20 protein-coding genes are annotated in these 23607 nt (G+C 60.8%); 4 read left to right on the forward strand and 16 right to left on the reverse strand.

Annotation, left to right across the window (positions count from 1 at the left end; translation table 11 throughout):
• Positions 1 to 5 precede the first annotated feature (5 nt).
• The 14 genes from GM668_RS03750 to GM668_RS03815 form a co-directional block, all read right to left on the reverse strand.
• On the reverse strand, positions 6 to 1301 hold the full coding sequence (locus GM668_RS03750; RefSeq protein ID WP_155437537.1) for an MFS transporter: 1296 nt from the start codon (positions 1299 to 1301) through the stop codon (positions 6 to 8).
• Between the two features lie 313 nt (positions 1302 to 1614).
• Entirely contained in the window at positions 1615 to 2373 is a 759-nt protein-coding gene (gene cobA, locus GM668_RS03755; protein WP_155437538.1) for a uroporphyrinogen-III C-methyltransferase, read from the reverse strand.
• Positions 2374 to 2383: 10 nt separating this feature from the next.
• Positions 2384 to 3067 carry a methyl-accepting chemotaxis protein gene (locus GM668_RS03760; protein WP_155437539.1) on the reverse strand — a complete coding sequence of 228 codons (684 nt, stop codon included), beginning with the start codon at positions 3065 to 3067 and terminating at the stop codon, positions 2384 to 2386.
• 17 nt (positions 3068 to 3084) lie between these two features.
• Positions 3085 to 4227, reverse strand: coding sequence for a CmpA/NrtA family ABC transporter substrate-binding protein (locus tag GM668_RS03765; RefSeq protein ID WP_155437540.1), 1143 nt, complete (start codon positions 4225 to 4227; stop codon positions 3085 to 3087).
• Between the two features lie 217 nt (positions 4228 to 4444).
• Positions 4445 to 5044 carry an ANTAR domain-containing response regulator gene (locus GM668_RS03770; protein ID WP_155437541.1) on the reverse strand — a complete coding sequence of 200 codons (600 nt, stop codon included), beginning with the start codon at positions 5042 to 5044 and terminating at the stop codon, positions 4445 to 4447.
• 82 nt (positions 5045 to 5126) lie between these two features.
• Positions 5127 to 6662 (reverse strand): UdgX family uracil-DNA binding protein, encoded by a 1536-nt coding sequence (locus GM668_RS03775; RefSeq protein WP_155437542.1) that lies wholly within the window; start codon positions 6660 to 6662, stop codon positions 5127 to 5129.
• Positions 6638 to 7891: a putative DNA modification/repair radical SAM protein gene (locus tag GM668_RS03780; protein WP_155437543.1), complete on the reverse strand. Its 1254-nt coding sequence runs from the start codon at positions 7889 to 7891 to the stop codon at positions 6638 to 6640. The genes GM668_RS03775 and GM668_RS03780 overlap by 25 nt, the downstream gene beginning before the upstream one ends.
• Before the next feature lie 144 nt (positions 7892 to 8035).
• Positions 8036 to 8704: a carbonate dehydratase gene (gene can / locus GM668_RS03785; RefSeq protein WP_155437544.1), complete on the reverse strand. Its 669-nt coding sequence runs from the start codon at positions 8702 to 8704 to the stop codon at positions 8036 to 8038.
• A gap of 138 nt (positions 8705 to 8842) precedes the next feature.
• Positions 8843 to 9967: a molecular chaperone DnaJ gene (gene dnaJ, locus GM668_RS03790; protein ID WP_155437545.1), complete on the reverse strand. Its 1125-nt coding sequence runs from the start codon at positions 9965 to 9967 to the stop codon at positions 8843 to 8845.
• A gap of 102 nt (positions 9968 to 10069) precedes the next feature.
• On the reverse strand, positions 10070 to 12016 hold the full coding sequence (gene dnaK / locus GM668_RS03795; RefSeq protein ID WP_155437546.1) for a molecular chaperone DnaK: 1947 nt from the start codon (positions 12014 to 12016) through the stop codon (positions 10070 to 10072).
• Between the two features lie 79 nt (positions 12017 to 12095).
• On the reverse strand, positions 12096 to 12647 hold the full coding sequence (gene grpE / locus GM668_RS03800; protein WP_155437547.1) for a nucleotide exchange factor GrpE: 552 nt from the start codon (positions 12645 to 12647) through the stop codon (positions 12096 to 12098).
• Positions 12648 to 13012: 365 nt separating this feature from the next.
• Entirely contained in the window at positions 13013 to 14122 is a 1110-nt protein-coding gene (hemH, locus tag GM668_RS03805; RefSeq protein ID WP_155437548.1) for a ferrochelatase, read from the reverse strand.
• Positions 14123 to 14206: 84 nt separating this feature from the next.
• A complete protein-coding gene (gene recN, locus GM668_RS03810; RefSeq protein ID WP_155437549.1) occupies positions 14207 to 15886 on the reverse strand; it encodes a DNA repair protein RecN in 1680 nt (559 codons plus the stop codon).
• 26 nt (positions 15887 to 15912) lie between these two features.
• The gene (locus GM668_RS03815) at positions 15913 to 16815 is read right to left on the reverse strand and encodes an NAD kinase (RefSeq protein WP_155437550.1); all 903 of its coding nucleotides are present in this window, start codon (positions 16813 to 16815) and stop codon (positions 15913 to 15915) included.
• Positions 16816 to 16983: 168 nt separating this feature from the next.
• Here GM668_RS03815 and GM668_RS03820 point away from each other — a divergent pair, with 168 nt between their 5' ends.
• Positions 16984 to 17364 (forward strand): VOC family protein, encoded by a 381-nt coding sequence (locus tag GM668_RS03820; protein WP_155437551.1) that lies wholly within the window; start codon positions 16984 to 16986, stop codon positions 17362 to 17364.
• A gap of 39 nt (positions 17365 to 17403) precedes the next feature.
• On the opposite strand, the gene GM668_RS03825 is transcribed toward GM668_RS03820, so the two are convergent.
• Positions 17404 to 18306, reverse strand: a complete 903-nt coding sequence (locus GM668_RS03825; RefSeq protein ID WP_155437552.1) for a DUF3667 domain-containing protein — start codon at positions 18304 to 18306, stop codon at positions 17404 to 17406.
• A gap of 145 nt (positions 18307 to 18451) precedes the next feature.
• Here GM668_RS03825 and GM668_RS03830 point away from each other — a divergent pair, with 145 nt between their 5' ends.
• From GM668_RS03830 to GM668_RS03840, 3 genes are all read left to right on the forward strand, one after another.
• On the forward strand, positions 18452 to 18709 hold the full coding sequence (locus GM668_RS03830; protein ID WP_155437553.1) for a hypothetical protein: 258 nt from the start codon (positions 18452 to 18454) through the stop codon (positions 18707 to 18709).
• Between the two features lie 14 nt (positions 18710 to 18723).
• Entirely contained in the window at positions 18724 to 20037 is a 1314-nt protein-coding gene (locus GM668_RS03835; protein WP_155437554.1) for a PQQ-dependent sugar dehydrogenase, read from the forward strand.
• Between the two features lie 72 nt (positions 20038 to 20109).
• On the forward strand, positions 20110 to 20706 hold the full coding sequence (locus GM668_RS03840; protein WP_155437555.1) for a PRC-barrel domain-containing protein: 597 nt from the start codon (positions 20110 to 20112) through the stop codon (positions 20704 to 20706).
• 68 nt (positions 20707 to 20774) lie between these two features.
• On the opposite strand, the gene GM668_RS03845 is transcribed toward GM668_RS03840, so the two are convergent.
• Complete coding sequence (locus GM668_RS03845) at positions 20775 to 23414, reverse strand: M1 family metallopeptidase (RefSeq protein ID WP_155437556.1); 2640 nt, start codon at positions 23412 to 23414, stop codon at positions 20775 to 20777.
• Positions 23415 to 23607 lie beyond the last annotated feature (193 nt).

A 23607-nucleotide genomic window follows, 5' to 3' on the forward strand; every position in this document is an offset into this window, starting at 1 on the left:
GGTTTTTAAGCGGCGGCAAGCGCCGTTTCTTCTACTTTTTCCGCGCCAAAGCGCGCTGCGATTGCGCACAGGGCCGATGCCGCCACCAATACGCCGAGAATGCTGAGGGTTTGCTGCGTATCGCCCATGCCCTTCATCAGGAAGCCAGCCGCCACGGCGCCCACGTTGCCGCCCGCGCCGATGATGCCGGCCACGCCGCCCAGGGCGCGCTTGTCAATGAACGGCACCAGCGCATAAGTCGAACCGCAAGCCATGTGGGTGAACAGGCCGAAGATCAGCATGGCAACCACGGCCAGCGTCACACTGTCAGCTTTCGCGAACCACAGCAGGCCGATGCCTTCGCCGATCATCATGATGAACAGCACGGTCACACGGCTGTTCAGCGTGCCGCGCAAGGCTGCCTTGTCCGAGATATAGCCGCCCAGTGCACGGGCAAACAGCGCCAGCAGGCCGAAGCTGCCAGCTGCCATGCCAGCCTGGCCGACGGTCAGCTTGAAGTGGTCAACGTAGTACGTGGCAGCGATGTTGTGGATGAAGATTTCCACGCCAAAGCACGCGCCGTAGGTGACGAACAGCAGCCACACGCGGTAGTTGGCGGCAGCCAGTTTGAAGCTGTCCCAGCCGCCTTTTTTGCCGCCTTCAATGGCCAGGCCGGCGGCGCGCAAGTCGCTGTAGTTGCCTTCCGGGCAGTCTTGCGTAAATTTGTAGTACACGGCAGCCATGATCAGCATCAGCACGCCCGGAACGATCAAGGCAGCGCGCCAGCCGATGGTTTCATTCACGCCCAGCATCACCATGGCTGCCATCAACAGCGGCATCGCAGCCTGTGCCGCGCCGCCACCCGCATTGCCCCAGCCAGCCGATGCCGCGTTGGCGGTGCCAACCACTTTCGGCGCAAACATCACGGACGTGTGGTACTGCGTGATGACGAAACTTGCGCCGACCGCGCCGATCAGCAGGCGGAAGAACAGGAACGTTTCATACGTCTGCGCAAACGCCACGCCCAGCACAGGGATAGCACCCAGTACCAGCAGGCCGGTGTACGCCTTGCGCGGGCCGTAGCGGTCGCACAGCGGGCCGATGATCAGGCGCACGACAATGGTGATGGCCACTGCCGCGATGTTGATGTTGGCAATTTGCGCCGGGGTCAGGCCGAATTCACCTTTGATGATGGGCATCAGCGGTGCGCAGGCGAACCACGCGAAGAAGCAGACGAAGAATGCCATCCACGTCAGGTGGAACGCCCGCATTGGCGCCGAAGAGATTGAGAACAGGTTGATGCTGTTAGCTTTGCTGGCCATTTTTTTATCCCGAAATAAAAACGGCGTCCGCACAGTACTGATTTATCAACCAGTCTGGGCGGACGCCGTTGTCCTTAGCTGTTCCTCCGTTGGACCAGCGAAATGTTTGGGAGGATCGCCATTGATCCTATGCCTTAGCTATTGCAAGAGGTGTGCCAGGCACTAAGCAGGCATTTTGCGGGGGTTTCCTTGCTACGCGAGAAAGAAAGCGCCGCTTGCGGGCATATTGCGGTGCAACAGCGCACGCTTATGGTGCATCAATGTGGTGCGACGAAAAACCCGCAGGCGGGCTTCACAAGCCCGCCCTGCGAGATTAGGCAGCGTTGCGGGTTTCAGCGATGCCTTCGCCTGGCCATGCATCGGCACAGCGCACGACGTCACCTACGACAATGACAGCCGGGCTGCCAATACCGCTGGCCGCCAGCGCTTCCGGCAAAGCACCCAGCGTCGTGATCAGTTGCCGCTGCGCGTTGCGGGTTGCCGATTGCACCACGGCCACCGGCGTTTCCGGCGCAGCGCCGCCAGCCAGCAAGCCCGCCTGGATGCGCGCGCAGCGCGCCACGCCCATATAGATAACCAGCGTGAGCCTGCTTTGCGCCAGCGCCGGCCAGTTTGGTTCCGACTGCGCATCCTTGCCATGCCCCGTGACGAACACGGCGCCCTGGCTCCAGTCGCGGTGCGTTAATGGAATGCCGATCGATGCGGCGCCGGCCAGGCCGCTGGTGATCCCGGGCACGACGTCAACGTCCACGCCCTGCGCCATCAAATGTGCACGTTCTTCGCCGCCACGGCCAAACATATAGGGATCGCCGCCTTTCAAGCGCACCACGTGGTGGCCCGCTTTCGCTTCCGCAATCATCAGGCGCTCGATGAATGCCTGCGGCGTCTGCGCACAGCCGCCCCGCTTGCCGACGTAGACCACCCGCGCCGACGGCGGCGCCAGCGCCATGATGCCGCCGCTGACCAGGTCATCGACCAGCAGTACGTCGGCCGCCTGGATGGCTTTCAATGCTTTTACCGTCAACAAATCCGGATCGCCGGGGCCCGCGCCCACCAAAGTCACTTTATTCATCACGCACTCCTTAAGCGCTGGCCGTGGCCAGCGCGGTTTTCACCATGTCGTCGATTTCACCCGTAATGTTCGACATCACGCCCGCCACCACGGCAAATTCCTTGCCTGCAGTACCGGCGCGCGCCGCCACCACGCGGGCATTGAACGACACCATGCGCGCCTGCTTGGCGATGGTTTCAATGTCTGTGATCACGGTGCGCAATTGATTTTTCATCTTCATTGCATACCGTTTCGATTGTTCTTCATAAATGGCCGTCACCTGGTTCAGCAGCGCCAGCAGCGGCGTGGTGCTGGACACCAGTTCGTCCAGCAACTCTTGCTTGCTGCGAAAACCGCTTTCCGCAGCATTCAACGTGCGTTCAGCCAGTTCAATGAATTCACGGATCTGCCGGTCGCCGCCCGTACGGCCGAAATACGCTTCTTCCAGCGCCGGACAAAAAATCCCCGGCAAGGTATCGCTGCCGTTGACCAGCACCTGGTGCGCATCGCGGAACAGCTTCAGCGCGTCGCGCGCCACGTCAACAGCACCTTCCTGTCCCTGCCCCGCCAGCACCGCATACAGCACCAGCCGTTGCGATGTGAACCGGCGGCGGCCGGACAAGTTGATCAATGCGCCAAACACTTCGCCCGACAATTTGGGCGCGTCCTTCGCCGCGTCCCCATTGACGGCTGCTGCTGCCGATCCGTGTGCCATATGCACCTCTCCGTGATTTACTGCCTGATAGCGAACGACGCCGCGTAGCGCGCCGGGTCGCGCCCGTCCCACACTTTGCCGTCCATCAGGGTTGAACTACGCAATACGCCTTGCGGCACGGGTGTCTCCGTCCATTCCGCCGCCTCTTTATATAAGCTGGTCTGCTGGACTGCGCTGGCCACGTGGTGGTAATCCGGATCGGATTTCAGCAAGCCCCAGCGGCGCTGCTGCGTCATGAACCACATGCCGTCCGACAGATAAGGGAAATTGACGGCGCCTTCATGGTGGAAGCGCAAGGCGTGCGCATCTTCCCAGCTGTTGCCCATGCCGTCCTGGTAATGGCCGAGTATGCGCTGGCTGATCGCGTCCTTGCCGGTATTGACATACGCGGCGCTTGAGATGATTTCCGCCATTGCCATGCGGTTGGCGGAGGACGCATCGATCCAGCGGCTCGCTTCCAGCACGGCGGCAATCATGGCGCGGCTGGTATTGGGATGGCTGCGCACGAAGTCGCGCGACGCGGCCAGCACTTTTTCCGGATGTTCCGGCCAGATTTGCTGGCTGGTGGCCGCCGTGATACCCACGCCTTCCATGATGGCTTGGTGGTTCCACGGCTCACCCGCGCAAAAGCCATCCATATGGCCAGCCTTCAGGTACGGCACCATTTGCGCGGGCGGCACCGTGATGGCGCGCACGTCGCGCAGCGGATCGATGCCGTGTGCGGCCAGCCAGTAATGCAGCCACATCGCGTGCGTGCCAGTGGGGAAAGTCTGCGCAAACGTGTACGTGCGCGGCTCCTGCGCCATCAGCTTGGCCAGGGTGGCGCCGTCCGTGGCGCCCTGCTCTGCCAAACGGCGCGACAACGTGATGGCCTGGCCATTGCGGTTCAAATTCATCAGCACCGCCATGTCGCGGGCCGTGCTGCCGATGCCCAGCTGCGTGCCATACACCATGCCATATAAAGCATGGGCGGCGTCCAGCTCCCCGGTCAGCAATTTGTCACGCACGCTGGCCCACGACGATTCCTTGCTGGGCACAATCTTGATGCCATATTTTTCATCGAAGCCCAGCACGGCAGCCATGACGATGGAGGCGCAGTCGGTCAATGCATTGAAACCGATTTTCACGACCTGCTTTTCCGCTTGCACCTTGTTCATCATCGTCTTCGCTCCATTGCAAATAAAAAAAGCGTCCCTACGGCACGAAACCCATTTCGTACTGTCGAGACGCCATTGTCTGTATGGCCCACCGCCGCCGTTGGCGGTGTCCACACTTTGTTATTTGCAAGGAGCGTGCCAGTGAAAACACACGGGCGGACGGGGAAAATCGGCTAAAAAAGCGCACCATGGCAGTGCAAAGGGGCTGCAATGCACCAAATCAGCCCAGCAAATCTTCCACATCGAGGATGCGCTGGGCGATTTCCGCCAGCCGCAAATTCTTGTTCATGGCCATGGTGCGCAGCTTTTGATACGCCTTGTCTTCCGTGACGCCATGGCGCGCCATCAGCAAGCCTTTGGCCCGCTCGACAATTTTGCGCTCGGCCAGCTTCATGCGGGTGTCGTCCAATTCGGCCAGCAATTTCTGCTCTTGCGCGAAGCGGGCCAGCGCCACATTGAGTACTGGCTTGATGCGTTCCGGCTGCAAGCCTGCCACGATATAGGCCGACACCCCGGCCGCCATGGCGGCTTCCATGCTCGATTCCGTCTCATCTTCCGTGAACATGACGATGGGACGGCGCTCATCGCGTGTGGCAATGACGATATGTTCAAGCACATCGCGCGCATCGGATTCCGCGTCGACGATGATCATATCGGGCTGGATTTCTGCAATCCGTTCAGGCAAATGAAAGTCGGCCGGCAGTGAAGCGACCAGCTGGTATCCGGCTTTTTTCAGGCCCGCCTGGACAGCATGGGCCCGCAGCGAGGCGTCACTCTCGTCAGGCGGATGAACTAAAACGATGCGTAATTTGCGGCTCATGCTTCATTTGCAAGCAATAAACGTGCCAAGTAGGGGCGCTGAGCCCCATTTTACGCCGGAATTCAGTTGAGAAATCTGCCGGTCACACAGAAGACAACGTCAACTCGTGCGCCGTGCGCAGCGCATGGACCAGCGCTTCCATCGCCTGTTCGCGCGCCTCCTGTTCCGGCACGCGCAAGATGAAAGCGGGGTGATAGGTGGCCACGACCAGCACATTGCCGTGCCGCACCGGCGCTTCCATGAAATCTTTCAGCCGGGCGCGGCCATCTTCCAGCACGGATTTCAGCGCCGTGCTGCCCAGCGCCACCACCACGTCGGGCTGCACTTTGGCCAGTTCCGCTTCCAGCCAGTAATGGCAGGCGGCGACTTCTTTTTGCGCCGGCGTCTTGTGCAGGCGGCGCTTGCCGCGCGGCTCCCACTTGAAATGCTTGACGGCGTTGGTGACGTACACTTTGGCGCGGTCTACGCCGGCCTGTTCCAGCGCCTTGTCCAGCAGCGTACCGGCCGGGCCGACAAACGGGTGGCCCTGCAAATCTTCCTGGTCGCCCGGCTGCTCGCCCACCAGCATGATGCGCGCATGCTTGGCGCCTTCGCCCGGCACCGCTTGCGTCGCGTGCTGCCACAAGTCGCAGCGGCGGCATTCATCGAGTTTATGCGGCTGCTGGCGCTGCGGCTGCGCCTCGTCCGCCGCAATGGGAATGGTGGCGCCATGGCGCTTGCCCACGGCATCGGACTGGCCCGTGCGGCGCGCGCCGGCAGCCGCCTGCGACACCAGTTCCGGCACCAGCGCGGCTTCCGGCATGTGTTTCCAGAACCGGTGGCGTACGTGGCTGTGCATGACGTCCGGATTCAGCCGCGCGGGATTGAAGATATTGCGGTAATACGCCAGCCATAGCGCTTCACCCTGGTCATCGAGCTGGTCCAGGCTGGCCGCGCCATTCGGCAGCGGCGCCGCGTCATGCAGGCGGGCGCCATCCCACAGCACCGTCGCTTGCGGCGTGGCGATCATGAACGTGGCGCCGCCCATGCGGCCGGCAAAATGGCGGGCCACCCGCGGCAGCACGTCATGCGCCGGTTCGAACCACGCAATGAAGCGCGGCGCACCCGCGTGTTCCGGCCGTTCGCGGAAACGCAGGTAGGCATGCATGTCATGTTCTTCGCGCTGCACGGCTTTCACCATCCGCTGCAGCCTGCCGCCATCGTCGTCGGCCATTGTCGCCACCTCCCGTTGTCCCTGTTGCCAGCGCCATACCACGCGGTACAGGAAAGCCCAGCGGTCTTCCGCGCGGAAGCAGGCAGCGCTGCCCAGCATGTCCACCAGCGTGCGCGGCAGGCGCAAGAGCGGCGCATCCGCATCGGCATGCAGCAGCTGTGCCGCTTCGGCAAACAGTCCGCCACGGTCCATCCCCGTACTGGAAAGCCATTCTACGGATTCGGGCGGCTGGCAGCGCACGATCAACACGCGTACGGCGGCGCGCCACGCGTCAAAACTGTCAGCCGCCACGGCCACGCGCCCTGCTGCGGCCGGCAACGGCAGCAACGGCATCTGTGGCGGTGGTTCGTCGGCGTGGCCGGCACGCGGCTCCGGCCCGTTCAGCCGGTCTGCAATTCCGGCCATAAGCTCATCTGTTCAGCAGGCGTGCCCAGTGCGCGCCGCAATGCGTCCGACGGCGCCGCATCATTGGCGGGCCGGTAGTCGGCCACGATAATGAACGGGGCGATTTTCTTCATGCTGCAGCGCAGTTTCGACAAATCCGCATAGCGCACGCGCCGCAGGCGGCGCAGCTCGACAATACGCTGCGCATTGCGCAAGCCGATGCCGGGCACGCGCGCGATCATGGTCACGTCAGCGCGGTTCAAATCCAGCGGGAAGTGTTCGCGGTGCGCCAGCGCCCACGCGAGTTTCGGGTCGATATCGAGCGCCAGGTTGGCCTGCGCCGCACCGGCCGCGCCGGCCGCCGGCGGCAGCAATTCCTCGGCGCGAAAACCATAGGCGCGCAACAGGAAATCCGCCTGGTACAGCCGGTGTTCTCGCAACAACGGCGGCGGCGCCAGCGGCACGGTGGACGGACTGTCGGGGATCGGACTGAAGGCCGAGTAATACACGCGCTTGAGCTTATAGCTGCCGTACAGCGTTTGCGCAGTCCCCAAGATATGACGGTCATCGCTGGCGTCCGCCCCCACAATCATTTGCGTGCTTTGCCCGGCCGGCGCAAATGCGGGCGCGGCCGGTTCTTCGGCTTTTTCATCGAGGCGGCGGCGGATGGTCCCCATGGCCAGCTTGATGGTATGGACATTTTTTTCCGGCGCCAGCCGCGCAATGCTGTCCGGCGACGGCAATTCAATATTCACGCTGAGGCGGTCCGCATAGCGCCCTGCTGCGGCAATCAGCGCGGGATCCGCATCGGGGATGGTTTTCAAGTGAATATAGCCGCGGAACTGGTGCTCTTCGCGCAAGGCGCGGGCAATCGCCACCAGCTGTTCCATCGTGTAGTCGGATGAGCGGATCACGCCGGAACTGAGGAACAAGCCGTCGATGTAATTACGCAAATAAAAATCCACCGTCAGCTTCACGACTTCGTGCACGGTGAAACGGGCGCGCGGCACGTTGGACGTGCGGCGGTTGACGCAATACTGGCAATCGTAAATGCAGAAATTCGTCAGCAGGATTTTCAGCAGGGATACGCAGCGGCCGTCCGGCGTATAGCTGTGGCATATCCCCATGCCGGTGGTGGCGCCCAGCCCGGCCTGCCCTTGGGACGACCGCTTGGGCGCACCGCTGCTGGCGCAGGAAGCATCATATTTCGCCGCATCGGCCAGGATTTCCAGCTTGTCCAGCAATTCCATGGCAATAAACACTGTATAAAAACACAGTCTATCGCATTTGGACGGAATTGCGGTGGTTTGTCCGGGACAGGCAATGAAAAAGCCCGCCACCGCATGGCGGCGACGGGCTTGGCAGGCGGGCGCGCTGCAGCGCGCAGGGGCCGATCAGTTATCCAGTTCAGCGTACAGCGCCAGGCACTTTTGCTGCGCCGGCGCCAGTTGCTCCAGGCTGGACACGGCCATCTGGTCGCGCAGGTGGCCGTCTTGCAAGCCATAGACCCAGCCATGGACGGTCAAGTCCTGGCCACGGGCCCACGCATCTTGCACGATGGTGGTCGAGCACACGTTGACGACTTGTTCCTGCACGTTCAATTCGACCAGGCGGTCGGCGCGGGCGCCTTCCGGCAGCACGGCGCCCAGGTAGCGCTCATGTTTCTGGTGCACGTCTTGCACGTGGCGCAGCCAGTTGTCGGCCAGGCCCACGCGGGTGTTCGTCATGGCGGCATGCACGCCCTTGCAGCCATAGTGGCCCACGATGATCACGTGCTTGACCTTCATTTGTTCAATCGCGAATTGCAGCACGGACAGGCAGTTCAAGTCCGTATGCACGACCACGTTGGCGATATTACGGTGCACGAACACTTTGCCTGGTGGCAGACCCAGCAGTTCATTTGCCGGAACGCGGCTGTCGGAACAGCCGATCCACAGGTATTCAGGCGACACCTGGGTCAAGTCTTTGAAATAGTTCGGGTCGTGCTGAACCTTCAGGTGCGCCCAGGCGCGATTGTTCTCCAGCAGGTTGGCCAGTGGGGAAGTCGTGTTGATGTCGCTCATGTATGTCCTCTGATAACGTGTGCGCTTTACCGGCGCGCAAAAAACCGCCTGTTGCCGGGAAAGCAACAGGCGGTCCGGGGATTTGCCGCTATGGTACCTCAATCAGGCCGATGCGACATCGGCCAGAATTGATCCACGTTATTCAAAGAAGTCTTTCACCTTGTCACGCCACGTTTTCGACTGCGGTGAATGCTTGGCGCCGCCTTCGGTGGTGGACTTCTCGAACTCGCGCAACAGTTCTTTCTGCTTGTCCGTCAGCTTGACCGGCGTTTCCACGGCAACGTGGCAGAACAGGTCGCCCGGATAACCAGAACGCACGCCCTTGATGCCCTTGCCTTTCAAGCGGAAGGTTTTGCCCGACTGGGTGCCTTCAGGAATCGTGAACGCGACTTTGCCGGACAGGGTCGGCACTTCGATTTCGCCGCCCAATGCCGCGCGGGCAAACGAGATCGGCATTTCGCAATGCAGGTCGTCGCCTTCGCGCTGGAACACCGCGTGCGGCTTGATGTGGATTTCCACGTACAGGTCGCCCGGCGGCCCGCCATTGGTGCCCGGTTCGCCGTTGCCGGACGAACGGATACGCATGCCGTTGTCGATACCGACGGGGATTTTGACTTCCAGCGTCTTGTTGCGCTTGATACGGCCGGCGCCGCCGCAAGGCGAGCATGGGTCCGTAATGATCTTGCCGGTGCCGTGGCACTTGGGGCAAGTCTGCTGGATGCTGAAGAAGCCTTGCTGCATGCGCACCTGGCCGTGGCCGCCGCAAGTCGAGCACGTCACTGGCGACGTGCCGGGCTTGGCGCCGGAACCGTGGCAGGTATCGCATTTGTCCCACGACGGTACGCGAATGGTGGTGTCGAAACCATTGGCCGCCTGCTCCAGGGTGATTTCCAGGTTGTAGCGCAGGTCGGCGCCGCGGTACACCTGCGGACCGGCATTGCGGCTGCGGCCGCCACCAAAGATATCGCCAAAGATGTCGCCGAACGCGTCGCCGAAGCCACCCGCGCCAAAGCCGCCGCCACCGCCGCCCATGTTCGGGTCGACGCCGGCATGGCCGTAGCGGTCATAAGCCTCGCGCTTTTCCGGATTGGTCAGCATCTCGTAGGCCTCTTTGACCTCCTTGAACTTCTCTTCCGATTCTTTGCTGTCCGGATTGCGGTCCGGATGGTATTTCATCGCCAGTTTGCGATAGGCTTTCTTGATCTCGTCTTCGGACGCATTCTTTGCGACCCCGAGGATCTCGTAAAAATCACGCTTTGCCATGTTCTGGGCCTAACATACTGATGTACTGATTACGCGAAAAAGCCGAGCCGGCCTTGAAACAGGAACTCGGCTCGGCGTTTCTGCCAACAATTACGTGGCGGATTATTTGCTGTCTTTAACTTCTTTGAAGTCAGCGTCAACGACGTCGTCGTCTTTCTTCGCTTCGCCTTGCGCGCCAGCCTGCTGTGCGCCAGCTTCAGCGCCGCCGGCGGCTGCCTGCTGTGCTTGCATGTCAGCGTACATCTTTTCGCCCAGCTTTTGCGAAGCAGTCGACAGCGCAGCCACTTTAGCGTCGATGTCAGCCTTGTCGCCGTTCTTGATCGATGCTTCCAGGTCAGTGATGGCCGCTTCGATCTTTTCTTTCTCGCCGCCTTCCAGCTTGTCGCCGTATTCCGTCAGCGATTTGCGGGTCGAATGCACCAGCGCGTCAGCCTGGTTGCGGGACTCAGCCAGTTCCTTCAGCTTCTTGTCTTCTTCCGCATTCAGCTCAGCGTCCTTCACCATCTTCTGGATTTCGTCTTCCGACAGACCCGAGTTGGCTTTGATGGTGATCTTGTTTTCCTTGCCGGTGGCCTTGTCTTTCGCGCCCACGTGCAGAATACCGTTGGCGTCGATGTCGAAGGTCACTTCAATCTGTGGCGTACCGCGTGCTGCTGGCGGGATGCCTTCCAGGTTGAATTCGCCCAGCGCCTTGTTGCCGGCGGCGATTTCGCGCTCGCCCTGATACACCTTGATGGTCACGGCTGGCTGGTTGTCGTCAGCGGTCGAGAACACTTGCGAGAACTTGGTCGGAATCGTGGTGTTCTTGTGAATCATCTTGGTCATCACGCCGCCCAGGGTTTCAATACCCAGCGACAGTGGCGTCACGTCCAGCAGCAGCAAGTCTTTGCGGTCGCCGGCCAGCACGGAACCTTGAATTGCAGCGCCCACGGCCACGGCTTCGTCAGGGTTCACGTCCTTGCGTGGATCCTTGCCGAAGAATTCTTTGACCTTTTCCTGCACCTTCGGCATACGGGTCATACCGCCGACCAGGATGATGTCGTCGATGTCCGACACTTTCACGCCGGCGTCCTTGATGGCGATGCGGCATGGCTCGATGGTGGCGTTGATCAGTTCTTCCACCAGCGATTCCAGCTTGGCGCGGGTAATCTTCAGGTTCAGGTGGACTGGCGCGCCGTTTGCCATCGCGATGTACGGCTCGTTGATTTCAGTCTGCTGCGACGACGACAGTTCGATCTTCGCGCGCTCGGCCGATGCCTTGATACGCTGCAGGGCGATTGGATCTTTTTTCAGGTCCAGGCCATTGATCTTCTTGAATTCGTCGATGATGTAGTCGATCACGCGCTGGTCGAAGTCTTCGCCGCCCAGGAAGGTGTCGCCGTTGGTCGACAGCACTTCGAACTGCTTCTCGCCATCCACGTCAGCGATTTCAATGATCGACACGTCGAACGTACCGCCGCCCAGGTCATACACGGCGATCTTGCGGTCGCCCTTGTCGGTCTTGTCCAGGCCGAATGCCAGCGCCGCTGCAGTTGGTTCGTTGATGATGCGCTTGACGTCCAGGCCAGCGATACGGCCGGCGTCTTTGGTTGCCTGGCGCTGCGAGTCGTTGAAGTACGCTGGAACGGTAATCACGGCCTCGGTGACTTCTTCACCCAGGTAGTCTTCCGCGGTTTTCTTCATCTTGCGCAGCACTTCCGCGGAAATTTGCGGAGGAGCCAGTTTCTTGTCGCGTACGCTCACCCATGCGTCGCCGTTGTCGGCTTTGGTGATTTCGTACGGCATCAGCGCGATGTCTTTTTGTACTTCCTTCTCTTCGAAGCGGCGGCCGATCAGGCGCTTGACTGCGAACAGCGTGTTTTTCGGGTTGGTGACAGCCTGGCGTTTGGCAGGTGCGCCAACCAGGATTTCACCGTCTTCTTGGTAAGCAATGATCGAAGGCGTGGTACGCGCGCCTTCCGCGTTTTCAATGACTTTCGGCTGGCCGTTTTCCATGATGGAAACGCAGGAGTTGGTGGTGCCGAGGTCAATACCGATGATTTTGCCCATGATTTATTTTCCTTGTAAGCGAAGTTTCTGTTGAACCGTATATTGGGGAATTGCCTTGCAGTTTCAAGCGTTTCGTTAATTACTTGGCTTGCGCGGCGGTGACGATGGCTGGACGCAGCAAACGGTCAGCAATCATGTAACCTTTTTGCAACACCGTCACGACGGTATTCGCTTCCTGGTCGGCCGGAACGACCGATACGGCCTGGTGTTTATTGGGATCCAGCTTTTCACCTTGCGCCGGCTGGATTTCCAGCAGGCGGTTGCGTTCGAAGGCGGAATTCAACTGTTTCAGGGTCATTTCGACACCTTCTTTGAGGGTGTCGAGCGTCGGTGCTTCGACTTTCAGCGCCATTTCCAGGCTGTCTTTGACTGGCAGCATGGCTTCGGCAAAGCTTTCAACAGCGAATTTGTGTGCCTTGGCCACGTCTTCCTGGGCGCGGCGGCGGATGTTCTCGCCTTCCGCCTTGGCGCGCATGAAGGCTTCATGCATTTCAGCCAGGCGCGCTTCGGTAGCGGCCAGCTGTTCTTCCAGCGACGGAGTAGCTTCTGCCTGGGCTTCGGCGGGAGTCGAATCGGCCGGCGCCTGGTCCACCTCTGGATTAGGGACCGTTTGATTTTCTTGATCTTGCATCTAAAAGACTCCTACAAATCGTGTTTGTTTGACATTACTGCTTGCAGCACGGGCAGCAAGTGGGGCTATAACCTTCAATTTCAAGGGGTTTTTCCCCAGCTCTTACTTTCTCCGGCGTGTGATGTAACCAACAAGTTACACATCAGTCACATCGAGAGATGGTTATTTCATGCCTGCCCGCTAAGATGAAATCAAGGAGGTCGTTATGAAATTGCCATTCATTGCAGCATCCATCCTTGCCTACACCATCCTCGTGGTGGCTTGGCTTTGCTACACGGAACTGATTCCATGAAACGTGACCAGCCCTGCAAACCGGATATTTTAACAGGCTGGCACTCACCGGCGGCAAGTGCTAATAATTGTTGTCAGTTTTCTGCGCCGAGTTTGAGGGCGGCCGCGCGGGCCTTCTCCAAGTCTTTTTTTGCAACATCCTGCTGGGCGCCCGTGATCATCGTCGGCCAGCCGATCATCTGGTGTTCCGCCAACTCCGCCAGCGCGGCAATCCACGCCGGCGACTCATTCAGGCACGGGATGTAGTGGAATTCCTTGCCGCCGGCCGACAGGAAGTCGTGCCGCACTTCCATCGCGATTTCTTCCAGCGTTTCCAGGCAATCACTGGTAAAGCCCGGGCAAATCACGTCCAGGCGGCGCACGCCCTGTTTGGCCAATGCCTGCACCGTGGGCGCCGTATAGGGCTGCAGCCATTCCGCCTTGCCGAAGCGGGATTGGAACGTAACGATGTAGTCGTCTTCTTTGAGCTTGAGTTTGGCTGCCAGCAGGCGCGCGGTCTTGTGGCATTCGCAATGGTACGGGTCGCCCAGCAGCAAGGTACGCTTCGGCACGCCATGGAAACTCATGACGAGCTTTTCCCCGCGGCCATGGGTTTCCCAATGGGCGAGCACGGTCTTTTTCAGCGCATCGATATAGCCGTCGTCATCGTGATAATCGCGCACCAGGCGCAATTCCGGCACGTTGCGCACGGTTTTGAAGTGGCCAAAGACAGCGTCATAAATCGAGCCGGTGGTCGTGCCGGAATATTGCGGATACGCAGGCAGCACGACAATGCGGGTACAGCCATCGGCCTTTAAGCGCGCCAGCACATCCGGCAGCGACGGCGAACCGTAGCGCATGGCCATCGCCACCGTGACGTCGCGGTGGCCCCGTTCGCCCAGTGCGCCGCGCAACAGCAGCGCCTGCCTTTGCGTGTGGATTTTTAATGGCGAGCCCTCTTCGGTCCAGATCGACGCATATTTTTTTGCGGACTGGCCGGAGCGGAATGGCAGGATGAAGACGTTCAAGATCCACCACCAGAGCGCGCGGGGAATTTCCACCACGCGGGGGTCGGACAAGAATTGCTTCAGGTAGCGCCGCACGGCGGAGCGGGTCGGCTCGTCCGGCGTACCCAGATTAACGAGCACGACTGCGCTGGTGGAGCCGGTGCCGTGCGTGTGTGGAGGTTCTTTTTGGAAGGCCATGAATCTGCAATGACGGATGGGAGCCGTCATTATAGATTTATTATTCAACATGGGTGCCGGGCCTTCAGGCCGGGCATCCGCATTTTATAAAGCTAGCAATTCCTGCGCATGCTTGCGCGTCGTGGCGGTGATTTCCAGCCCGCCCAGCATGCGCGCCACTTCTTCCACACGGGCGCGCTGGTCCAGCACGTTGATGCGCGAGGCGGTCTTGCCCGAGTCCGTCAACCCTTTCGCCACCTGGAAGTGCTGGTTGGCCTGGCTGGCCACTTGCGGCAAGTGCGTCACGCACAAGACCTGGCGCGCCTGGCCCAGGCGCTTCAGCAGGCGTCCCACGACTTCCGCCACACCGCCGCCAATACCACTGTCGACTTCGTCAAAGATCAGTGTCGGTACGGTGGTCGCATGGGACGTAATCACGGAAATGGCCAGCGAAATACGGGCCAGTTCACCACCGGACGCGACTTTGGCAAGCGGCCGCGGCGACACCCCCGCATGGCCTGCCACGAGGAATTCCACTTGCTCGACACCATGCGCGGATGGTTCGCACGGATGCAGCCCGATGGCAAACACGCCGCCCGTCATATTCAATTCCTGCATGGCGGCCGTGACGGCAATGCCGAGCCGGTGCACAGCCTTTTCGCGCATGGCCGACAGTTGGCGCGCTTCGCCCATGTAGGCAGCCTTGAGCTTTTCCTCTTGCTTGCGCAAACCGTCCAGGTCAGACGCATCGGCCAGCTGGCTGAGTTTGGCCGACAGCTTCGCATGTTCCTGCGGCAGTTCTTCCGGCTGCACGCGGAATTTACGGGAGGCGGAATGCAGCGCTTCGAGGCGCGCATCGACCTGGCGCAAGCGGTCCGGGTCCAGTTCCACCTTGTCCAGGTAATTGTTCAGCGCATACACGGCTTCCTGTAACTGGATGCGGGCCGATTCAATCAGTTCAGCGGTCGGCAGCAATTCCGTATCGATGGCGGCCAGCTTGCCCAGCTTTTGCTGCAGCGACGACAGTTGCGACACGACCGGGTGATCATCCGATTCCGACAGCACGGCCAGCGTTTCCTGCGCACCTTCCATCAGGCTGGCTGCATGCGACAGGCGGCTGTGTTCAAGCGACACGTCCTGCCACTCATCGGCTTTGGGCGCCAGTTTATCGAGTTCCGCCACTTGCCACTCCAGGCGCTCGCGCTCATACGCCAGGTTGGCCGCGTTGGCTTCGTATTCCTGCAATTGTTTGGCCAGTGCGCGCCACGCGCGGTAAGCCGTGCCGACGCTTTTCAGCTGGGCGGCCACATCAACGCCGCTTTCAGCGCCATCGAGCGCCGCATAGTTATCCAGCAATGCGCGCTGCGCATCGGCTTTCAGCAGCGACTGGTGCGCATGCTGGCCATGGATATCCACCAGCAAATCGCCCAGCTCGCGCAACTGCGCCGCCGTGGCGGCCACGCCATTGATATACGCTTTGGTGCGGCCCGCATTGTCGATCACGCGGCGCAGCAGCGCACCGCCTTCTTCGACCGCAAATTCATTGGCTGCCAGCCATGCGCTTGCCGCTTCCGTGACAGCGAAGTCCGCCGTGATATCCGCCTTGGACGCGCCTTCGCGCACCATGCTGGCATCGCCGCGGCCCCCCAGCGCCAGGGACAGCGCATCGATCAAGATGGATTTGCCGGCGCCGGTCTCGCCTGTGAAGACGGTAAAGCCGCTTGAGAATTCCAGTTCGATGGTATCGACGATGACGAAGTCGCGGATGGACAGGGTACGAAGCATAGGCAGCGGGGTTGAAGTTGATGGGATCAGGCCAGTTTGCCTTCGCCTGACGGGTATTCGTTCCAGTGCAGTTTTTCGCGCAGCGTATTGTAGTAACTCCACCCTTCCGGATGCAGGAACGTAATAGTGTGCGGCGAGCGCTGGATGAGGATGCGGTCATGCGCCTGCAGGCTGGCAAAGGTTTGCATGTCGAAGTTCACGGTGATGTCGCGGCCGCGCATGATTTCCACCACGATTTCACTGGAATCCGGCAAGACAATCGGCCGGTTCGACAGCGCGTGCGGGGCAATCGGCACCATGACGATGCCGCCCAGGGTCGGATGCAGCAAGGGCCCGCCGGCCGACAGCGCATACGCGGTGGAGCCGGTCGGCGTGGACATGATCAAGCCATCGGAACGCTGGTTGTACATGAACTGGCCATCGACGTCGACACGCAGCTCGGCCATACCGGCGCCGGCGCCGCGCGACACGACCACATCATTGAATGCGCGCCCCACGAACATGTCCTGGCCATCGCGCACCACGCGGCCTTCCAGCATGGTGCGGCGCTCAGCCTGGTAACGTCCCGACAGCATTTGCTGCAGCACGGGCAACATGCCGTCAAGCGGGATATCCGTCATGAAACCAAGACGGCCCTGGTTAATGCCGATCAGCGGCACATCGAACGGCGCCAGGCGGCGCGCCATGCCCAGCATGGTGCCATCACCGCCCATGACAATGGCGGCGTTCGCATGTTCACCAATCTGTGCTGCCGACATCGCTGCAACGCCCGGCATATGCAAATGCGCCGCCGTTTCTTCTTCGAACACGACGTGGTGGCCGGCGTCTCTTAAAAATTTCAGCAAACTGCTGACAGACTCTTCAATGCCCGCCGTATTCTGGCGCACGACCAGGGCGATTGTTTTAAACAGAACTTGCGTAGCAGGCATAAATCTCTCAGTCGGATGGGATCGCAAAAACCAGGTTACAACACTGGGGTGGTAACACCCGGCAGAGTAACCCATAATGCAACCTTCTGCCACGCACGCATACTGTACATGCAAACAGTATAATTTGTGCGGCAGCAGACTGCAAGCACACTCAATTGGGAGAAAACAATGGCAAAAGTGCTGGGCGTGGGCGGCATTTTCTTCAAGTCGCGCAATCCGCAAGCGTTAATGCAGTGGTATCAGGAACACTTGGGCTTTTCCACGGAATCCACGGATTACGCAACCTTTTTCCCGGCCACCATGCCGGATGGCGGTGGTACGGTCTTCAGTCCCTTCAAGGACACCACTGGTTATTTTGCGCCATCGAAGCGCGATTTCATGTTCAACCTGATTGTCGATAACCTCGATGCGGCGCTGGAACAAGTGAAACAAGGCGGCGCGGAATTAGTCGGCGATCCGCAATCGTTTGATTACGGGCGCTTTGGCTGGTTCATGGACCCGGATGGCAACAAGGTGGAGCTGTGGCAGCCGGTCACCCAAGCTGAATAAAGCAACGGCGGGGTCAATGAACTGACCCCGCCGTTGTACTTAATGGGCAGTGGCAACGCCCATGCCCACGGCAATCCCGATGGCAATCGCCATCGACAGGCAGTGCGCCAGCATCAGCAGCGACCAGCGCAAGAACGTGGCCCAGCGGCTGCCGCCATACACGCGCCGCATGGCCCACGGCAGGTAGCCGACCAGCCAGCATATTTCCGCGAACTGGATCAGCCCGTCCGGCGTCAGTTTGATGGCGGCAAACAGCACAAAGGCAAACGCACTGCTGTGCAGCGCGAACAGCAAGTGTTCGCCATAGCGCTTGCCCGAACCCAGGTACAAAAACTTCAGGTACAGCGCAAACAGCGGCATCAGGGCAAACATCGCGTACGGGCCGTAATTGAAGAAGCCATCCGACAGCACTTTGCCCCGCCCGGCCGTGTCGAGGTCACTGAAATGATCGACTTGTTTGGCGAGGCCGGGGGCCTTGGCGCGCAACGTGTCCGGTAATTCAATCTGGTTGCCATGGGCATCGACAGTGCGGCCATTACGGATGATCTCATCGCGGATGTCAGCCGCATGTTCTTTCACCTTGATGGTGTCGTTGCCGTCCAGTTTGACCGGCTCCACACTCGTGAATTTCAATAGCGCAAAAAACAGCACGGACAACGTCAGGTACATGCGCAGCGGTTCCACGTAGCGCTTGCGGCGGCCCCGCATATATTCCAGCGTCAGCAAGCCTGGACGGAACAGCAGCCGCGTGAACGTGCCCCACAAGCGCCCTTCCAGCGCCACGTAATGGCCGATGAATTCATGCGCGAACTCGCTGAAGCTGGGGGCATGCATGCGCGTTTCCTGCCCACAGTTCTGGCAGTAATTGCCGCCCGTCGTAGCGATATCGCAGTTCGGGCAAATGGCGGGGATGTCGTGGTGGACGGCGACGTCGTTCTTCATTGTTATTCCTGAGCAGGTTCTTCAGCCGGGAAATGTTACATGACTTCAAGCTGTCATTGCACTGTTTCAAAAAAGTTCAAACGGGCGACTGCGCACAGTACGCCGGACTATGATGGGCCGCGAAGCGAAGACAGGAGGACCCACCATGGTGACGGAAGCAAAGGACCGCCAGGTCAATACAGCCCTGCCAGCCAAGAGCGACGACGGTAAACGCTTGCCGCATGAGCGCGACGAATCGCCGGATGGCCATCAACAGAAAACCCGCAGTGTGATCCGGCAAGCGGCCAGCGACCTTGAACAAGGGCTGGTCGATACCGATATGCATGGGATTCGCGGTGTGGAAAAAGTGCAACCTCAACCGCCTGGCACAGCGGCGCCACAACCAGGAAACAAACGCGATTAACCTTGGAGACGTGAATGAAGTTCACCTTGATGCCAACCGTGCTATTGCTGGCCTCAGTCTATCCCGGCGCATGGGCGCAGCAGCCAGGCTATGCGCCTGGCTTCGGCCCATCCCCCGCCCTGCCCCAACCGGAACGCACGCTGATCCCGACCGTCAATGTGGCGCCTGTCGAGCGTTTCAAGGACAGCGATTCCCCGGTCGCGGCGCCCGGCTTCACCGTGCGTGCCTATGCGCGCAACCTCGACCATCCGCGCTGGGTCTATGTGCTGCCGAACGGCGACGTGCTGGTGGTGGAAACCAATGCGCCGGAACGGCCGGAAGACAACACGGGCATCAAAGGCATGATCGTCAAATCGCAAATGAAAAAGGCGGGCGCCGTGTCGGACTCCGCCAACCGCATCACCTTGCTGCGCGATATCGATGCGAATGGCATGGCAAAAACCCGCACCACGTTCCTGCAAGGCTTGAACTCGCCATTTGGCGTAGCGCTGGTCGGCAATGACTTATACGTGGCCAATACGGACGCCGTGCTGAAATTCCCGTACCAGACGGGACAGACTTCCATCACGGCGCGCGGCGTGAAAGTCATGGATTTGCCGGGCGGCCCGCTGAACCATCACTGGACCAAGAACATCATTGCCAGCCCGGACGGCAAGACGCTGTATGCGACAGTCGGCTCGAACAGTAACGTGGCGGAAAACGGCATCGATAAAGAAACGGGACGCGCCGCGATCTGGCAGCTGGACCTGGCCACCAGCAAAGCCACGCTGTACGCGACCGGCCTGCGCAATGCCAATGGCATGGGCTGGCAACCGCAATCGAAGGCGCTGTGGACGGTTGTCAACGAGCGCGATGAGCTGGGCAATGACCTGGTGCCGGATTACCTGACGTCCGTGAAGCAGGGAGCCTTTTATGGCTGGCCCTACAGCTACTTCGGCCAGCACGTGGACACGCGCGTCAAAGAACAGCGGCCAGACCTGGTGGCCAGGGCCATCGCACCGGACTATGCGCTGGGCGGCCATACGGCATCGCTGGGACTGGTTTTTTATGAAGGGGAGGCATTCCCCGCAAGCTACCGTGGCGGCGCGTTTATCGGCCAGCACGGATCGTGGAACCGCAAGCCTTACAGCGGCTACAAGGTGGTGTTCGTGCCGTTTGCCAACGGCCAGCCATCCGGGCCGCCGCAAGACTTCCTCAGCGGTTTCCTCAGCGCTGACGGCAAGGCCCGTGGCCGGCCGGTCGGCGTCGCAGTGGACAAGGCGGGCGCATTGCTGGTGGCGGACGACGTGGCAAACGCCGTCTGGCGCGTCACGCCGAAGGGAAGCTGAACCATCGGCAGCGGGCTAACGGACTTTTGACTTTCGCCGGTGCAGCCCGGCCGGCCTTTCATGGAGAGCGAAATGAGCTACTTGGACAGAGATAAATTCGGCATTTACCGTGACCGCGACGACAACGACGGCCCCGGACCACGCCTGATGGGCGCTGACACCCTGCTGGGTGAAGACGTCTACAACCGCCAGGATGAAGACCTGGGCGACATCAAGGAAATCATGCTGGACATGCAGAGCGGCCGCATTGCCTATGCCGTGCTGTCGTTCGGCGGCCTGCTGGGCATGGGCGACAAGCTGTTTGCCGTGCCATGGCAAGCGCTGGAACTCGATACCACCAATAAGCGCTTCATCCTCGACGTCAGCAAGGACCGGCTGGAAAACGCGCCGGGCTTCGACAAGGACCGCTGGCCGGACATGGCCAGCAGCGAGTTCACGTCGCAAGTGCACGGGTTCTATGGCACGCACCCGGACGCCGGCTACCGCACGTCGACCGGCAGCGTGATGGGGCAAGGCACCAGCACCATGCAAAGCACGGCGCAGACGTCGGCCACCTATAGCAGCGGCCAGGGCAACGTCGGCCGCGGCTCCGGATTATCAAGCCAGAGTGCATCGACGGATGATGCAAAAGACTTGCACTTGCGCGATCAGGATACGGGCAAGTATTGATTATTGATGTATTGATGTATTGATGAATGGCCGGGATACGCCATCCCGGCCCTGCACCGCTCTACCGCTTAGCTGGCGTGCTTCGCCAGCCACGTGTCCACGGCCGGCATGCGCTCCTTGCGCATCCGGATCGTGTTCTTGACTTGCGCAATGGTGGCGTTGAGCGTCATGCGCGAGCCTTCTGGAATATGCGTCTGCGCCAGCGTATCAAGCTTGCCGAGAATGCTGGCGTCATGCGAACCGCCCGCCAGTCTTGGCAGGAAGATCGCCGTGGCATCCGCGTCCACCAGCTTGCGCACCTGCTCGAGGTTGGCCGACGCAAAGTCAAACGCCATGTCCGGGTGGCGTCCGGCGACCGCCGACATGATGGGCGCGCTGTTGGTGGCGCCCGGTTCGGACGACAGCGCCAGCTCCAGTGCGCGCCGGGCCAGGCCCGCATCCTTGGCCATGCCCAGCATGCGGTACAGGTAGTCGCGCACCACGGTGCTCTTTTCGCTTTGCGCCATCGTATGCAATTGTTCCCACGTCGCGCTGTCGGCGTGATAGGCGACACTCGACAGGATCGTCTTGCGCAGCGGCGCCGGCACGGCCGACGGGTCGCTGGCTTGCGCGGCAAAGCGGCGGCGCGCTTCCGCAATGGTTTCCGGATCGTTCAGGTAGCTGAGCGTGTTGATCAAGTCGTTGCGCAGGGTGGCCACGGTCGGCGCTTCGCCTGCCTTGGCTTCCCATCCCACGCGCGCCATCAAGGGTTTCAACTGCGACAGTGCATAGCGCGCGAAGTTGGCCTGGCGCTCCGGTTCACCGTCCAGCAAACCATTGATGCCGGCCAGCGATGCGACCACCTTGCCCCACACTTGCGGGTCCGCATCGGCCGGCACCATGCGGCTCAAGCCCAGGAAGTTCGACAGCGGACGCTGGCCCGCCAGGCCCATAGCCCAGCTGTCCGACAGCAGGCCAAGCTGGTCGATCGTATTGAGCTGGCTGAATTGCCCGGCCAGCGCAGCGAAATTCCCATCCGAATACGCGGTGCGGAAATACCCGGCCTGGCCGGCATTGACCACGACCGGGCCGCAGCCTGGCATCGTGACCTTGGCCTTGCCATTTTCCACCACGACGCGCTGCCCCTCTTTCTGGCCCAGCACCTGCACCAGCACGGGCACGCGCCAGCGCAGCGGCTGCTTGTTTGGCGCATCCTTGGAAAATTCGCCCTGCGTCAATTCCACCGTCGTACGGCCCGCCGCACATACCGGCTCACCTGCCGTGATCATCGGCACGCCAGGCTGCAGTGTGAAATCATGGGCAATCGCCTTGATCGGCTTGTGCGTGACCGATTCCACGGCCGCCCACAAATCGTCGCTGCGCGTATTGCCGTAGCTGTGCTTGCGCATGTACGCGCGCACGCCGTCACGCCATGCGGTTTCGCCGACATAAGCTTCCAGCATGTCGACCAGCGCCTTGCCCTTTTCATAGGAAATGTTGTCGAACGCCTGGCTGGCATCCTGCACCCGCGCAATGTGCGCCACCACGGGATGGGTGGTCGACAGCGCATCCTGCCCCATCGCCAGGTCACGCTTGGCGATCGAGCCGAGGCGGTAATTCCAGTCCGGATGCAGGCGGTCCGTCGTGCGGCCATCGAGCCAGGACGCGAAGCCTTCGTTGAGCCACAAGTCATCCCACCAGCCCATCGTCACCAGGTTGCCGAACCACTGGTGCGCCACTTCGTGCGCATTGGTCTGGAATGAACGCTCCTGCGACGCCTGCGTCGTGAACGCGGGATCGACCAGCAGCGAATACTCGAACGTCAAAATCGCGCCCCAGTTTTCCATTGCTTCGAAATACTGGCTGCTGCCCGGCGCGGCAATGTTATCCAGCTTGGGCAGCGGATAGCGGATGCCGAAATAATCGTTGTACTCGCGTAGCACCGACTTCGCCGCGTCCAGCGCGAAACCGGCGTGGGCCGTGCTGCCTTTCTTCGTGATGATGCCGACGTCGGTGCCATCGGCCATGGTGCTGACCCGTTCGAAATCGCCCAGCGCGAAGAACAGCAGATACGTCGACATCTTGGGCGTACGCTGGAAGCGCACCAGGCTCTTGCCACCGCCAATTTCCGTCGTCTGCTCGGCCGGCATGTTCGACACGGCCATTTCGCCGCTTGGTATCGTGGCCGAAACCGTGAACGTGGCCTTGTAAGCCGGCTCGTCCCAGCTTGGCATCACGCGGCGCGCATCGGCATTTTCAAATTGCGTGTACAGCGCGCGCTTCTTGCCTTCCGCTGTTTCATAGTCAACCGCGAACATGCCGGACGGCTGCGTGCCGATCTTGCCCGAGTACGCCATGGCCAGACGGTATGTTCCCTTGGCCAGCTTGCGGGGGAATTGCAGCCGGACGGTCTGCTCGGCCGCGTCCAGCTTAATCGCGGCATCCAGTGTCTTGCCGTCCGGTGTGCGCAGCGTGGCGCTGGCGATGTCCAGGTCCGCCGCCTGCAACGTGATGGCGCCAGCCGGCGCCAGCACTTCGAAGTCAATATCAACTTTGCCCGTGAAGCTCAGGTGTTGCGCATCCGGCGTCAGCGACAAGTCGTAATGAAGGGGCCGCGTATCGCGCGGCAGCTGGGTGGTGGCGAGTGCGGGGCTGGCTGCCGCATAGCTGAAATCCAGCGGGGCGGCACAGGCGAGCGCGATCAGCGCCGAGAGCAGGGTGCGTTGCATTGACTACCTTTCGAGTGTGCTTGAAATACTGACGGCAGTTATCTCAGCAAATTGCATGCCAGATAAGTTTTCAAGGGAAACAGGGGCGCGGGCGGTGTCCGCATGGGCGCGGCGGACGTCCGCCGTGTGTCCGGCTCAATGTGCACACGGCGGCGCGGTGCTTGCGTGCTGTAGGGCGGATTAGCCGAAGGCG

Source organism: Pseudoduganella ginsengisoli, assembly GCF_009720865.1.
Taxonomy (GTDB): Bacteria; Pseudomonadota; Gammaproteobacteria; order Burkholderiales; family Burkholderiaceae_D; genus Rugamonas; species Rugamonas ginsengisoli.